General features: G+C 44.0%; 16 protein-coding genes. 1 reads left to right on the top strand and 15 read right to left on the bottom strand.

The features are described 5' to 3' along the window. Window positions 1-326 precede the first annotated feature (326 nt). The 12 genes from pth to TH606_RS11665 form a co-directional block, all read right to left on the bottom strand. Window positions 327-887 carry an aminoacyl-tRNA hydrolase gene (gene pth, locus TH606_RS04625; RefSeq protein ID WP_068541732.1) on the bottom strand — a complete coding sequence of 187 codons (561 nt, stop codon included), beginning with the start codon at window positions 885-887 and terminating at the stop codon, window positions 327-329. Between the two features lie 2 nt (window positions 888-889). After that, the gene (locus tag TH606_RS04630; RefSeq protein WP_068541734.1) at window positions 890-1,522 is read right to left on the bottom strand and encodes a 50S ribosomal protein L25/general stress protein Ctc; all 633 of its coding nucleotides are present in this window, start codon (window positions 1,520-1,522) and stop codon (window positions 890-892) included. Window positions 1,523-1,552: 30 nt separating this feature from the next. Further along, window positions 1,553-2,500, bottom strand: coding sequence for a ribose-phosphate pyrophosphokinase (locus TH606_RS04635; RefSeq protein ID WP_068541736.1), 948 nt, complete (start codon window positions 2,498-2,500; stop codon window positions 1,553-1,555). A gap of 4 nt (window positions 2,501-2,504) precedes the next feature. Then, window positions 2,505-3,362, bottom strand: coding sequence for a 4-(cytidine 5'-diphospho)-2-C-methyl-D-erythritol kinase (gene ispE / locus TH606_RS04640; protein WP_068541738.1), 858 nt, complete (start codon window positions 3,360-3,362; stop codon window positions 2,505-2,507). Further along, complete coding sequence (locus tag TH606_RS04645) at window positions 3,352-3,627, bottom strand: DUF1844 domain-containing protein (protein WP_068541740.1); 276 nt, start codon at window positions 3,625-3,627, stop codon at window positions 3,352-3,354. The genes ispE and TH606_RS04645 overlap by 11 nt, the downstream gene beginning before the upstream one ends. A gap of 72 nt (window positions 3,628-3,699) precedes the next feature. Further along, on the bottom strand, window positions 3,700-4,131 hold the full coding sequence (locus tag TH606_RS04650; protein WP_068541741.1) for a universal stress protein: 432 nt from the start codon (window positions 4,129-4,131) through the stop codon (window positions 3,700-3,702). A gap of 15 nt (window positions 4,132-4,146) precedes the next feature. After that, a complete protein-coding gene (locus TH606_RS04655; RefSeq protein WP_068541743.1) occupies window positions 4,147-4,641 on the bottom strand; it encodes a MogA/MoaB family molybdenum cofactor biosynthesis protein in 495 nt (164 codons plus the stop codon). Continuing rightward, window positions 4,641-6,704: an elongation factor G gene (gene fusA / locus TH606_RS04660; protein WP_068541745.1), complete on the bottom strand. Its 2,064-nt coding sequence runs from the start codon at window positions 6,702-6,704 to the stop codon at window positions 4,641-4,643. Before fusA ends, TH606_RS04655 begins: the two co-directional genes overlap by 1 nt. Before the next feature lie 235 nt (window positions 6,705-6,939). Next, window positions 6,940-8,217: an ATP-binding protein gene (locus TH606_RS04665; RefSeq protein ID WP_068541806.1), complete on the bottom strand. Its 1,278-nt coding sequence runs from the start codon at window positions 8,215-8,217 to the stop codon at window positions 6,940-6,942. Between the two features lie 172 nt (window positions 8,218-8,389). Further along, window positions 8,390-9,109, bottom strand: coding sequence for a Sir2 family NAD+-dependent deacetylase (gene cobB / locus TH606_RS04670; protein WP_068541747.1), 720 nt, complete (start codon window positions 9,107-9,109; stop codon window positions 8,390-8,392). 14 nt (window positions 9,110-9,123) lie between these two features. Beyond that, a complete protein-coding gene (locus tag TH606_RS04675) occupies window positions 9,124-9,981 on the bottom strand; it encodes a CDP-alcohol phosphatidyltransferase family protein (RefSeq protein WP_197460509.1) in 858 nt (285 codons plus the stop codon). Next, window positions 9,903-10,427: a sugar phosphate nucleotidyltransferase gene (locus tag TH606_RS11665; RefSeq protein WP_197460510.1), complete on the bottom strand. Its 525-nt coding sequence runs from the start codon at window positions 10,425-10,427 to the stop codon at window positions 9,903-9,905. Before TH606_RS11665 ends, TH606_RS04675 begins: the two co-directional genes overlap by 79 nt. Before the next feature lie 16 nt (window positions 10,428-10,443). Here TH606_RS11665 and TH606_RS04680 point away from each other — a divergent pair, with 16 nt between their 5' ends. Next, entirely contained in the window at window positions 10,444-11,289 is an 846-nt protein-coding gene (locus tag TH606_RS04680) for an ATP-grasp domain-containing protein (protein ID WP_068541749.1), read from the top strand. 355 nt (window positions 11,290-11,644) lie between these two features. On the opposite strand, the gene TH606_RS04685 is transcribed toward TH606_RS04680, so the two are convergent. From TH606_RS04685 to gcvH, 3 genes are read right to left on the bottom strand one after another with little or no spacing between them, the layout of a single operon-like run. Then, entirely contained in the window at window positions 11,645-12,661 is a 1,017-nt protein-coding gene (locus tag TH606_RS04685; RefSeq protein ID WP_068541751.1) for a sensor histidine kinase, read from the bottom strand. A 38-nt stretch (window positions 12,662-12,699) separates the two neighbouring features. Continuing rightward, window positions 12,700-13,605, bottom strand: a complete 906-nt coding sequence (gene fabD, locus TH606_RS04690) for an ACP S-malonyltransferase (protein ID WP_068541753.1) — start codon at window positions 13,603-13,605, stop codon at window positions 12,700-12,702. A 2-nt stretch (window positions 13,606-13,607) separates the two neighbouring features. Then, window positions 13,608-14,039 carry a glycine cleavage system protein GcvH gene (gene gcvH, locus TH606_RS04695; protein ID WP_068541755.1) on the bottom strand — a complete coding sequence of 144 codons (432 nt, stop codon included), beginning with the start codon at window positions 14,037-14,039 and terminating at the stop codon, window positions 13,608-13,610. Between the last annotated feature and the right edge of the window lie 8 nt (window positions 14,040-14,047).

Below are 14,047 nucleotides of genomic sequence, written 5' to 3' on the forward strand. Positions count from 1 at the left end.
CCTGCGGACACAGTTGACGAAACACTATGGCGTACGTCTTAAAGGCCAAAACAAATACCAAAATAAATGCCCCTAAAAGTATCCCAAAAACCTTTCTCATAACCCAACCCCCCCTTAAAGTTTTTACATCATTAATAAGCAAAAAAGATGCCAAATTTAAAAATCAAGAAAATCAAGGCTTTCCCGAAATCGCACTGTCAGGAAAAGAAAAATTTTTCTCTCTCAAAGCTTATTCGCCGGTAAATATGGGAAAAAATTTTCCATTACAGGGCTTTTAGTGGAAAAATTTTTCTCCCGGCGGGTTTGGCCCGTCCTACCGATTGTCACTACCGATTGAAAAGGCTCATAGTTTTGGCAAGGTCGTGTTCCAGTAGATAATCAAGGGCTTCGCAGGCGGTTTCAAGCACTTTCCTAACAAGAGGTTTTTCCTCTTCAGAAAAAGGAGAAAGGACATAGTCTCTTACCGCTATCCCCTGAGGTGGGCGGCCTATCCCCAGTTTAAGTCTGGGAAAATCTTTAGTGCCAAGGGCCTCTATGATTGACTTTACTCCCCTATGCCCCCCTGCCCCACCCTTGGGTGCAAACTTAATCCGACCTAAAGGTAAGTCTAAATCATCGTGAATGACCAGAATACGTTCAGGTGGAATTCTAAGTTTACGGCTTAAGGGGGCCACGGCCTCTCCTGAAAGATTCATAAAAGTCTGAGGCATCAAAAGAAAGGCGTCTTTATAAGCTGAAACTAATGACTGATAAGGCCCTTTAGAAAATTTAAGGCCTTTAAGGCGGGCAAATTCTTCTAAAACAAGAAAACCGAAGTTATGCCTGGTGAAGCGATATTGGGGCCCCGGATTGCCGAGGCCCACCCAGAGCCAGGAATATCTGCTCACGGCTATTCGCTGGATTCGGTCTCTGTCTCAGCAGCTTCTTCCTCAGGAGCGGCTTCAGCCTCTTTTTCTTCCTCAGGGGCGAGCACTGTTACCACCGGCTCATCAGGACTGTCCAGATAACGCACACCTTCGGGTGGAGTAAGATCTTTTACGTGAATAACGTCACCCAGGTCAAGCTCAGAAACATCTACTTCTATCTTGTCAGGAATAAGGCCAGGTAAGCAGGCAACCGTCATGGTCTGAAGCAACTGCTGTAAGTGACCTCCAGCTTCAACCCCTTTGGCCTTACCAACCAGCTCAATAGGTACTTCCACTTCAACTTCACGTTCCATGGAAATTTCATAAAAATCTACATGAAGAATTTCGTCTGTAACGGGATGATATTGAAGTTCCTTGACCAGGGCTATTTTCTTTATGGTGGAGCCGTTGTTTTCAAGAGTAAGGTTAAAGATAAGCTGTTCGTCCCGATAGCGGTAAAGGTATCTTTTTAACTCGTTAAGTTTCACCGCCAGAGGAACGGGCTCTGTCTCAGGACCATAAATAATCCCTGGCACCAGCCCTTGAGCACGCAGTTTGCGGGCTATTTCTTTGCCAGTTTTAGGTCTTACCATGGCAGTTAGTTCAATAGTTTTCATGTTACTTTCCTCCTAGCTTTTTCAAAAATTTTACACAAAAAGTGAGCTTACGGAATCATCGTGGTGTATTCTCCTTATGGCTTCGCCTAAAAGCTCTGCCACTGAAAGGACTTTTATTTTTTTAAGTTTTTTGGCCTCTTCCCTGAGAGGAATGGTATCTGTCACCACCACTGACTTCATAGGTGACTTCTTAATTCTTTCAAGAGCAGGGCCAGAAAGGACCGGATGAGTAGCCATACCGTGAACCTCTTTGGCTCCTCGTTCAGTAAGGGCCTCAGCCGCTTTACACATAGTCCCGGCGGTATCGATCATGTCATCAAGGATAATGGCGATTTTTCCTTTAACATCGCCTACCACGTTCATAACTTCGCTTTCATTGGGGCGTAAACGACGCTTGTCAATAATAGCCAGGCCAGCCTCAAGGCGTTTGGCATAGGCACGGGCCCTTTCCACCCCACCAGCGTCAGGAGAAACAATAACCAAATCCTTCCCCCTGAATTCCTCTTTTATGTAGCGGATAAGCACAGGGGCTGCGTAAAGATGGTCAACCGGTATATCAAAAAAGCCCTGAATCTGGCCAGCGTGAAGGTCAATGGTTAAAACACGGCGTGCCCCGGCTACGGTGATAAGATTGGCCACTAATTTTGCGGTAATAGGGGTTCTGGGGATAACCTTGCGGTCCTGCCGGGCATAGCCGTAATAAGGAATAACCGCGGTTATTCTTCGGGCAGAAGCCCGCCTTAAGGCATCAACCATTATAAGCAGTTCCATAAGATTGTCATTTACCGGGGGACAGGTTGGCTGAATAACAAAGGCATCAGAACCGCGGACGTTTTCTTTAATCTCAACGTAGATTTCACCGTCGCTAAAAGTTTTAACCACTGCTTGCCCTAAAGGAATACTCAAATAGGCCGAAATCTTTTTAGCCAGATCCGGATTGGCATTTCCTGTAAAAATTTTTAAGTGATTAAGAAACATATCTTTATCCCTCCTTATAAGAGGTCTTTTCGTAATAATTAGTAGCTACCTCTACTTTTTTTAAGGTATCATCTGAAAAAGCCCCAGCCGCTTCCACCGCTTGAGCTTCCTCTTTAAAAACACCAAAAAGAGCCCCTCCGCTCCCGCTTAAAAGAGCGGCTTCGGCTCCCAGGTCTAAAAGCCTTTCTTTTAATTTTTTAAGCTCAGGATAATGCTTAAAAACTAGCTTTTCAAAATCATTAACCAGCCCCTGCTCCCATAAAGGGCGGCTCGCGTCATAATTAGGAGGAAGTTGCGGAATTGTCAACCTTAAATTTTCATAAGCCCATTTGGTAGAAACTTTTATCTCAGGAATCAAAATAACATACCAGGCGGGAAAAGTCGGCCAGGGAGAAAGCTTTTCCCCAATACCGCGGGCAAGAGCGGTACTAAAAGACGAAACAAAAAAGGGCACATCAGCCCCTAGTTTTTTGGCTAAAACAAGAAGCTCTCGCTCACTTAAGGCCTTAAACTTTTCGTTAAGCCACCTTAAAACCACCGCGGCGTCACTACTTCCTCCTCCAAGCCCGGTGCCAGGCGGGACATTTTTTTGCAGTTCAATATGCAGCCCGAAAGAAAGGCCTGTTTTTTGGACAAAAAGTTGGATGGCTTTTAGGCAAAGATTTTCCGGCCCTGAGGGTACACTTTCTCCTTTTACCTCAAGAGAAAGGCCCTTTTCTTTAAAGGAAAGAGTTAGCCTGTCCCCAAAAGTTATTTTTTGAAAAATCGTATAAAGTTCGTGATAGCCGTCTTCACGACGGTCAATGATTTTTAAGACTAAATTTATCTTGGCTGGAGCGAAAAGAGAAAATTTACTGGCCACTTACCCTCAAGAAAATCATACGTAATTCATAAAGGATACTATCAAGAAGTTTTTCTTCTTCTCTGGTAAGGTTGCCGCGGGTCTTTTCCTTCAACATGTCCAGAATATCTATTGTTTGCTTGGCAAGAGGAAGATTTTTCTTCTTTTCCTGGGTATGAGGATCAGGAAGCTCTCCTAAATGCACTAAAGCTGAAGTATTTAAAGAGAGAACGAACATACTAAAGTTGACTGGGGGCAGCTCCTCGCGCCTTTCTTTCTCTTCCATACGAACTCCTTTAGCGCTTATTTTCTGTTTTTTTATAAAAATAATGGCAGGCCGCTGGCCTGCCCGAATATTTTACTTAATTACCAACACAGGAACACTTGAAATCCCCAAAAGTTTAGAGGTAACACTTCCCATAATCAATTCAGAAAGCTTGGACTTACCCTGATAGCCTACAACCAGAAGGTCCACCCCTTGTTCAGCCGCATAATTAGCCATACTCTCAGCAATATCTCCCTGAAGGATAACCCCGGTATAGGGCACGTCTTCTTTTTTGGCCTCTTCAGCCCCGCGGGCCAGGATGGCTTCGCCTTCTTTGCGAAGCTCTGCCTCAATTTCCACTAACATTCCACCAAAATCTGCAAACTCAGCAGGCACCGGCAAGACATGAAGGGCAACTACTTCAGCCCCTAGTTTTTTGGCTAAAGCAAGTGTCTCTTTAAGGGCTTTAAAACTTTTTTCTGAACCATCAAGACCGACTGCTATTTTTTTTATTTCTACGCTCATAATTTCCTCCTAAGACTAATTTCTAGCACATTCTTTAGGACTTCCTTTAATTTTCTCCAGGGCATGATTTAATACCGGAAGAATCACCCCAAGAGACTCTTCCACCGCTTTAGGACTTCCTGGCAAATTGATAATAAGGCTTTGCCTTCTTATGCCGGCTATTCCTCTGGTTAACATGGCATAAGGTGTATGCTTCATGCCTTCCATCCTTATGGCCTCGGCTATTCCAGGAACTTCTTTCTCTATAGCCGCCTTAGTAGCTTCAGGAGTAACATCACGGGGTGAAAGCCCCGTGCCCCCCGTAGTAACAATAAGATCAATTCCCTTTCTGTCCACCCAGTCCACCAGAACCACAAGAATTTCTTCGTAATCATCAGGCAAAATACGATAGGCCACTACATCAAAACCTTCTTTTTGCAAAGCTTCTTTAATCAAAGGGCCAGCGGTATCTTCTCTCTCACCAAGGGCCCCTTTATCAGAAAGAGTTAGCACTCCCGCGGTGAAAACCATTAGCCCTCCTCCTCTTTAGCCGCGGCTATTATCTTTTCAGCAATTTGAGGCGGCACTTCTTCATAGTGAGAAAATTTCATGCGAAAAGTCCCTCGTCCACCAGTAATAGCGTTTAAGTCAAGGGCATAGCGCTGGACTTCTGCCAGCGGCACCTGGGCTTTAATAACCTGTTTACCGCCTTTGGGCTCCATACCAAGGACACGCCCCCTGCGAGCGTTAATATCGCCAATTACATCTCCCATAACGTCATCTGGCACTTCTATTTCAAGCTCCATAATGGGCTCAAGCAAAATAGGCTGGCATTCTTGAATCCCTTTTTTGAAACACTGAGAAGCCGCTATCATAAAAGCCATATCCGAAGAATCTACTTCATGGCTCTTACCGTCGTAGAACTGGACTTTTACGTCCACTACCGGGTAGCCTGCCAGTGGCCCTTTTTCCAGGGCCTGGCGCACACCTTTTTCTACGGCTGGCACAAAATTGCGCGGCACGTTCATACCTACCAGGGTTTCCACAAATTCAAAGCCCTGACCCCGCGGCAATGGATAGATGTGGAAATGTACTTCGGCAAACTGGCCCCTGCCACCGGTTTGCTTTTTATGGCGATAGATGACCCCCTCTTTGGGTTTTTTGATGGTCTCACGATAAGGAATTTTGGGGAGAGAAAGCTTTACGTTTACTCCGTATTTGCGGGCTAGCTTTTCAATAGTGGCTTCAATGTGAATCTGCCCAAGGCCAGAAAGAAGTATCTCACGACTTTCTTCATCCCGGCTGATAACCAGACTCGGGTCTTCTTCTTGAAGTTTAACCAGCGCCGCTCCAATCTTTTCTTCATCACTTCGGCTCTCAGGATGCAAAGCATAGGTCAAAACTGCGTGTGGGAGAGTGGGCATGGGATAAATAATGGGGGCTTCAGGGTCACAAAGGGTATCTCCTGTTCTGGTTTCAGCAAGCTTAGGGATTACACAAATCATCCCGGGAATGGCCTTTTCGCAGGAAGCCATTTCTTTGCCTTCAGGGATAGCCAGATTGGCGTACTTTTCTTTTATATTACGCACAGGATTCAGAAGAACCCCTTCAGACTCAAGCGTGCCAGAAACAACCCTGGCAAAGGAGAGCCTTCCCGCATAAGGGTCCATAAAGGTCTTGAACACAATAAGAGATACCGGTACTTCTGGGTGCGGCTCACGGCGGTCTGGCTCACCTTCAGGGTTTTTCCCCTCCCTAGGGCCTCTTTCTAAAGGAGAGGGTAAAAATTCTACAATTAAGTCAAGAAGAGGCTGGATACCTATTAATCTTTCCACCGAGCCACAGGAAACCGGCACAAAACGGCCCTCAAGAATCCCGCGTTTTAAGCCTCTTACTATTTCTTCTGCGGTTAATTCCCCTTCTTCTAGAAACTTCTCCAGTAAATCGTCGTCACTCTCAGCCGCATATTCAATTAAATTGGCCCGCAGCTCTTCTATTTTTTCTTCCAGTTCAGAAGGCATATCCACAATTTTGAGTTTGCCCTCTGAAAATTCATAAGCCTTCATGGTAAGGAGATCTACTACTCCTCGCAGGCCATCTTCACGGCCAATAGGATAGGCCACAGGTACCGCCCTTATGCCCAGGCGCTCTTCTAAAGTGGCACAGGCCTTATCAAAATCAGTATGCTCCCGATCAAGCTTATTTATAAAGGCCGCACACGGCAAACCAAATTCCTTTACAAAGGCAAAGACCTTTTCCGTCTGCACTTTGACCGGGGCAGTAGCGTCTATCACTAAAAGGGCATTATCTGCTGCCCAGGCAGCCAATTTGGCTTCAGCGTTAAAATTGTCATCGCCTGGAGGATCCAGAAAAAAGACTTCGTGCTTTTTCCAGGAAAAATGATGACAGGCGGTAGAAATAGTAATCTTTCGCTTTTGTTCTTCTGGTTCAAAATCAAGGATTGAACTCCCTTCATCTACTTTACCGAGTTTCTTAGTCTTCCCTGAAATAAATAACATAGCTTCAGCCAGAGAAGTCTTTCCAGCTCCGCTCTGGGAGAGCAAAACAAGGTTTCTAATTTTGGCAATTTCCATAGGCCCTCCTTATCTGGTGAGAAGTAGTTTCTATTGAGGCTAGCGTAAATTGAAGGAAAGTGTCAAGAAACTTGAACAATAGGGACAGGCAAACTTTTAATAAAAATTCGACGAACTTTTGCAAAATCTTAGAACATTAGATTTTGCTAGATTTGGCTTCGCTTTACTCGCAAAAGATAGGGATTTTAGGTTAGCATTAAAAAGCTTTGATGTTTAAGGGTCTGGTAGTATAAAATTATGGCATTAGTTCAGAGATAGGGCCTTGTAAAAGCCACTTCCACAAAGGATAAACCAAAATTTGTAATCCTTTATAAGTAGTTTTACCTTCATCTTCCCAGGAAAGGATCCATAAATCTTTAACACCGAGCTCGCGAGAAGCTTTTATCAGGGCCGAGAACTCTCTTTTGCGGGTGATTTCGTCGGAAAGATCATAAGAGACCTGGATCAGCTGATAAGAGTCAAGGCCCTCTTTCATCACAAAATCAACTTCTCGCCCGTCTTTGGCCTGAAAGTAAAAGAATTCCTTCCCACGACGTAAAAGTTCTATAGCCACCAGATTTTCCATAAGAATTCTGTAATCAGCGGCCAGACGGGACTTAAAGGTGGCCACTACCCCTGTATCATAGGCATAGACTTTTCGTGGGCTTTTGAAACGTTCTTTAAGTTTTGGACTAAACCTCTCCACCACAAAAATCACAAAGGCCTCTTCCAGGTATTTTACGTAATTTTCCACCGTATGAACGCTTCTAAAAGAAAGAATATTTTTGAGTTTGGTGTAGGAAAAACGGCCAGAGGCGTTGCTCAAAAGATAAAGGGCAAGATCGGAAAGTTTTTTGGCAAAGCGGAGGTTGTAACGCCGCACAATATCCTTGAAAAGCACGCTATCCACCAGGGTCCGAAGATAACCTCTGGGATCAACCTTCCCTAAAACCACCTCTGGATATCCACCAATCTCTAGATAGTTGTGAAGATAGTTTAGAAGAGTTCCCAGAGTTTCGCGAGAATGCATGGAGAGATCAAAATTAAAATTGCGGGCCGTAAGAAATTCGCGAAAAGAGAAAGGATAGAGGCTAAAGGATTGATAGCGGCCGGTGAGATGGGTGGCCAGCTCCCGGCTAAGAAGCCTGGAATTTGAACCAGTAATCACTACTTTAAAGCCCCGACGCTGAAGGCGGCTGACCCAGAGCTCCCAGGCCTCAAGATTCTGGATTTCGTCAAGTAAAAGATAGGGCGCTTCTCCGTAAACTTCTTTTAAAGCCTTAAGAATCTCATCGTAATCCCTGATGGCAAGCAATCTCTCATCATCAAAGTTTAAATAGGCAAAGTTAAAATCTTTGAGCATCTGAAGGGCAAAAACGGACTTACCAGCTCTTCTGGGGCCCACTATCACTTTGATTAGGTCATTTTTTAAAGAATTCCGAGCAGAAGTAAGGCTTTCTCGTGGGATATAATCCCGGGTTAACAGAATATCTCGCTCTTCTTTCTGGGATATTATGATCTGTTTGACATTCATACTGCACAAAATTCTGGAATTTTGTGCAGTATAAGTTAAAAAGTGAACAAAAACAAGTTCTAACTCCCTGAGAAACATAAAGGCGGACTTACCTTCCTGCTCGCTTCGCCGCCTTCTTCTATCTTCCTAAAGTCCTCAAGGGGGGTCTTATCTCTAAATTAATTTTTGAAAATTAACTTCTCACACGGGTTAAAACTTCATTTACCCAGGCGGGAACAATTTTTGAGGCTGGTCCGTAATGATGTTCGTGGAAATAATCAGCCATAGCTGAAGGTTCTAAGTTTAGCTCCACACACCAGGCTCCAGCTTCCCTGGCAATTACCACAAAGCCTGCCGCCGGATAAACAGTACCTGAAGTTCCAATGGCCACGAAAAGGTCACATTCCTTCAAAGCCCTGTAAATCTTATCCAGATAAAAAGGCGTTTCACCAAACCAGACCACATGAGGACGAAGGGTCCCCTCCCGACCACATTTAGGGCACCTTGTTTCCGGAAAAATTTCTCCTTCTTCTTTAAAGATAGCTTCACAGGCCTCACAACGAACTTTTAGCAACTCTCCGTGCATGTGAAGCACTTTGCGACTACCAGCTCTTTCGTGCAAATCATCAACATTCTGGGTTACCAGAAGAACTTCTCCGGGAAACTCGCGCTCAAGGCGGGCCAGGGCATAGTGAGCAGGATTGGGCATGACCTTTAGCAGGTCCTCACGCCTCTGGTTATAAAATTCGTGCACAAACCGCGGATTCTGGCGAAAACCCTGAGGAGTAGCTACTTCTTCAAGGTTATATTTTTCCCAGAGGCCACCTTTATCGCGAAAAGTTTGAATACCTGACTCAGCGGAAATACCTGCTCCGGTGAGAATAAAAATTTTGGAAATTCGTTTGATATCCATCAGTTTTAAAATAGCTAAAATTTGGAGTCAGGCAAAATTTTTTCTCTTTTTATAGTAACCAGATAAATGGTCAAAAAGACTCTAGCGTTACAAACCAGAGCCAGAATCCAAAAAAGTTCTTTCCAGAGCCCTAAAATCACCATTATCATAATGAAAAATACTCGCTCATCTCTTTTCCCGGGGATTTTTCGCAAAAGGGGTATATCTTCATAAATATCCCTTTGAAAGGCCCCTTTGTATCTTTCAGCCGTATAGCTCACCATAAAACTTCCGAAGATAGCAGCTAGAGCCATGGCCTGGTCTATAAGATTTTCAGGCTGCCAAAGAAGAAAAAGCCCGGCTAAGAAAGAAAAATCAACCAGGCGATCAAGCACCGAATCAAGCCACCCCCCAAAGGGACTTTCTCTTAGGCTTGCTCGTGCTATTTCCCCATCTATGCCATCAAGAGCCGAGCTTAACTGGTACAAAATAGCCCCTAAAACCGGATTAAAAAAAAGCAAAAAACTGGCCAGTATTCCCAGGAAAGTGGTCAAAACCGTGGCTTTATTGGGGGTCAAATAGTTTATGACTTTACTGCTAACCCAGGTAGATAGACGGCGGTTGATAGTCCGTGAAATAAACCCGTCTCCTTTACCTTTAACTGCCATTTTTACCAGAAGCCTGGTGGCCCTTGCCAGGTCCTCAGGAGTATCTATATCCATCCAGAAATAGCCTGACACAAAACTACAGGGGATTTTGGCCCGCGAGAGACACTCTGAGAGCGAAAGTTCTTCTTTATCAGCCAGAAGTTTCTCTACATCTTCAAAAACGCAAGGCTCAAGCACGAAAAAGCCCGTATCAAAGCCCGTATATTCTTCAAGGTCTTTGGCCAAACGAACAATACGTCCTTCTTGGCAAATGGCCTTGGTGGCCTCCTGGTGGTCAATATATAAGCCCTTTTCGTCAAGAATAGCCCCCTTTTAGTCAAAGCCCTAGCCACAAATGCAGGCTCATAAACATGGTCTCCCATGGTCAACACAAAAGGCCCGAAAACATAATCTTTGGCCAGGGAAAAAGAATAACCATTCCCTCTTTCAGGAAAGGGATTTTCCACTAACACTATCTTGAATTGAGGATTTTCTTTTACAAAATTCTGGTAAAATGTCCGGTGAGAAGGATTTATTACCAGGACAAATTTTTTAATACCGTGCTTTTGAAGGAGAAAGAGATGGCGATAAAGGAGTTCCCGGCCAGCCACTTTAAGAAGCGGTTTAGGATAATTCTCAGTATAAGGGCGCAGGCGTGTTCCCAAACCTGCCGCAAGAATCACCGCTTCCATAAGTAACCTCCTCGCCATGGTTGACGAATTAAATATAAGCACTCTTACCGCTGGACCAATAATTTCTCTACATCCTTTAGTAAAGGCTGACTTTAACTTCTGGGCTTTTTCAGCGATAAATGACGAGCTACTTTCTTGTTTTTCCCGGGCAAGAATCGTTATCTGGCCTCAGGTTTTTCCCTCTCAGTTTTATTTTTACGCCTGCCAAATGGGCTTACACTCTTTCCCAAATTACGAAGCACGGTTTAAGTTCCCAGGCAAAAGTGGACAGATGCTCCTTTTTAAATCCCTTGGTTTACCCTATCCTGAAACCATTTTTTTCCCAAAACTAGCCGCCCTTGGAGAACATCCAGATGCTATTAGCGTTAACTTCCCTCCTTTTCCTTTTGTACTCAAGACCGATGACGAACACGAAGGCCAGGGTGTTTTCCTTGTTAAAGACGAAAAGACCTGGCAAACGGCTCTAAGCCATATAAAGAAAAGAGAAAGAGAAGGCCATTTTGGTTTTTTAATACAGGAGTTTTTACAAGCCCCTTACGACTTACGCGTGGTGGTAATAGGTAAGGAATTTTTGCCATTCTGGCGAGCCCTGGGGCCTGATTTTAAAACCAACCTTGCCCAGGGAGGAAAACCTATTTCCTGTCCAGAAAAGCCCCTTGAAACCCAGGCCCTTTCTCTTACCCACGAACTTTGCCAAAAAACGGGCATTAACCTTGCCGCCATTGATTTTTTAATTCACTCCCAAAAAGGGACTGTTTTAAATGAAATAAATTATGTTTTTGGAAGGCGCCTATTAGGAAACTCTTTCAACGAATTGTTTTTTAAAGCTGTAAAGGACTTTCTCCGCTCCCTTGAAAAATAATTTAACTGAAAAATACCAAAATGAGACCTCTGCAAAATATTTTAATTGCGCGTTTCATTTATTCTTGGGACTGCTTCGCTTGTCCCGAGCGAAGCGGGGATCTCCTCTCTGTGACAAATGAGCTGTCATTGCAAGCGAAGCAATCTGATAATCCCTGAGACTGCTTCGTCGCGCTTGCGCGCTCCTCGCAGTGACAATGTGGAAAAGGTTCCTCGCAGTGACAGGCAAAGATGTCATTGCGAGCCACGTTCCCCTCCTCGTCATTGCAAGCGAAGCGAAGCAATCCCTGTCGCAAGGGGCCAGTCGCCGTGAGGACCTCAATCTAATGTTTTAGAATTTGGCAAAGGCTCCAAAATCATAAAATTCTGGGAAGCCATATTTCCACTTTTGTCCCTTCCCCTTCTACACTGCTAATCTTTACTTTCCCGCTGGCTTCCTCTACCCATTCTTTAACCATTGCTAAGCCCAAACCTGCTCCTTTTCTCTTGGTGCTAAAATGAGGCTCAAATAATTTATGAAGTAATTCTTTTTTTATTCCCCTTCCGTTATCTTCCACAGAAATAACAACGCAGTCATCTTCTTCGGAACAGGAAAGGATTATCTCTCCTGGCCCAGAAATAGCCTGCATGGCATTAAAAACCAGGTTCAAGATAATTTGTTCTAACCTCCCTTTATTGAAAAAAATATTACCAGCATAAGGGTTTAAAATAATTTTTAAGTTTATTTCTGGTGGTACCAGGGCTTTAAGAAGAGGTCTCATTTCCTGAAAAATCTGATTAACATTAATGAAGGCGGTATCAGAGCTATTAGCATTAGAAGATATACTAGAAATTTTTTGGGCAATTTGAGCTACATTATCAAGAATAGTTTTTACTTTTTGGCATTTTCTCCGCAGATTAGGATTATCCTTGACATACATAGTTAACAGCTCAAGCTCTCCCAGAGCAGCTGTAAGCATATTTTTAATATCATGGCTTAACCCCACCGCTAATTGCCCCATGGTCTCAAAATAAAGGTTCAGGTCTTCTGTGGTAAGAGATGAGCCTTTAGGGCTTTCTATAGCCAGGTGCCAGAGGGCCACCACTTCATTATTTCTTATCACTGGACTCACAATTACCATAAATTCTTTTTGAAGAGCTTCAGTTTGCATAATGGCCCAGCTGGTCTTTTTAGTGGTAAGGGCCTTTAGAGCCGGACAATTTTTAGGAGGCTCTTCACTTTGGTGGATTATTTTATAACAGGGCAGTTTCTCATATTCAGGGAATATCTTTTGTAAGGAATTATTTCCCCATAAAATCTCAAGGTCTGGAGAAAGAAGAAAAAACAATTCTGGGATATCAGCTAAAAACTGCAGGGCTTTTGCACTGTCCATATAACCACTTTTCGGTCTTAAGAAAAGCAAGCTTTAACTTAAATCTCTGCAGGATTTTCAATGTTGCGCAGGGAGACTTCTTGCAAAGGAAGAATCTTTTTTACCAGGCCGGTTAAGACGGTTTTAGGCCCAACTTCTACAAATTCTCGCCCGCCTGCTGCGAAAATATTTTCTATTTCCTCCACCCAGCGAACCGGACTTTCTATTTGTTCACCCATTAACTCTTTAATTTTTTTTGGATCATCTTCCCTTTTAGCTGAAACATTGGAGAAAAATATTCTTTGAGGTGGGTTAAAAGGGATCTCTCGTAAAAAGGCTTTGAAGTCACGCGCCGCTTGAGCCATAAGAGGGCTATGATATGCCCCACTTACCTTTAGTTTAACTACCCGCGCCCCGGCCTCTTTAGCCAGAAAAGCGGCATAAGAGGCCGCTTCTTTCTCGCCGGTAATCACAATCTGGACCGGAGTATTATGGTTGGCCAAAGTGACCGTCCCTTTTGTTTGTGCCTTTAAGAGAAGCTCTTCAAGTTTTTCGCGAGAAAGCCCAATCACCGCATACATCTCACCAGGATTTCTTTCAGCCTCCCGTTCCATTAATTCACCGCGTTTCAAAACCAGACGAAAGACATCCTCCAAAGAAACGATCCCTGCGGCGTAAAGAGCGCTATATTCACCAAGGCTATGGCCACAAACTATGTCCGGAAAAAAATTTTTCTCCTGTAAGGCCTCATAAATAGCCAGGTTAACCGCAGTGAGCGCAGGCTGGAGGTTTAGGGTGCGCGTAAGCTCTTCCAGCGGGCCTTCAAAGCATAGCTTTCTGATAGGAAGCCCGGTTATTTTTTCAGCTATTTCAAAGACCCGCTTGGCTTCAGCAGAGCTTTCATAAGCAGCTTTTCCCATACCTACATACTGAGAACCCTGGCCTGGAAACATAAAAACCCGCATAATTACTCCTCTTCTTCAAAATCAAAAGGTTCTTCTTCAATTAGAAGCTCTTCTCCAGCCGTAACCTCTTCGTATTCATCAGCTGTAAGAAGCTCTTCAAGTTCATCAGGGTCTGATAGTTTTACTTTAAGAATCCAGCCTTCTTCATAAGGGTCCTCATTAATCAAATCAGGTGAATCAAGAAGATCCTCGTTAATCTCCACTACATCTCCACTTACAGGGGCCACCAGGTCAAATACTCCCTGAGCCGACTCAATGCTACCAAAAACCTCATCTTTAATTAATTCGTCGCCTTCGTCAGGGAGCTCAAGGTCAATTATTTCGCCAAGCTTGAGCTGGCCAAAATCTGTCAAACCAATAAGAACTGAACCTCGCCCCTTCTTTTTTACCCAAAGATGATTTTCTGAATAAAGCCTGTCCTGAGGGATTTCCATAAAGTCAC

It is taken from the genome of Thermodesulfatator autotrophicus (genome assembly GCF_001642325.1).
GTDB lineage: Bacteria > Desulfobacterota > Thermodesulfobacteria > Thermodesulfobacteriales > Thermodesulfatatoraceae > Thermodesulfatator > Thermodesulfatator autotrophicus.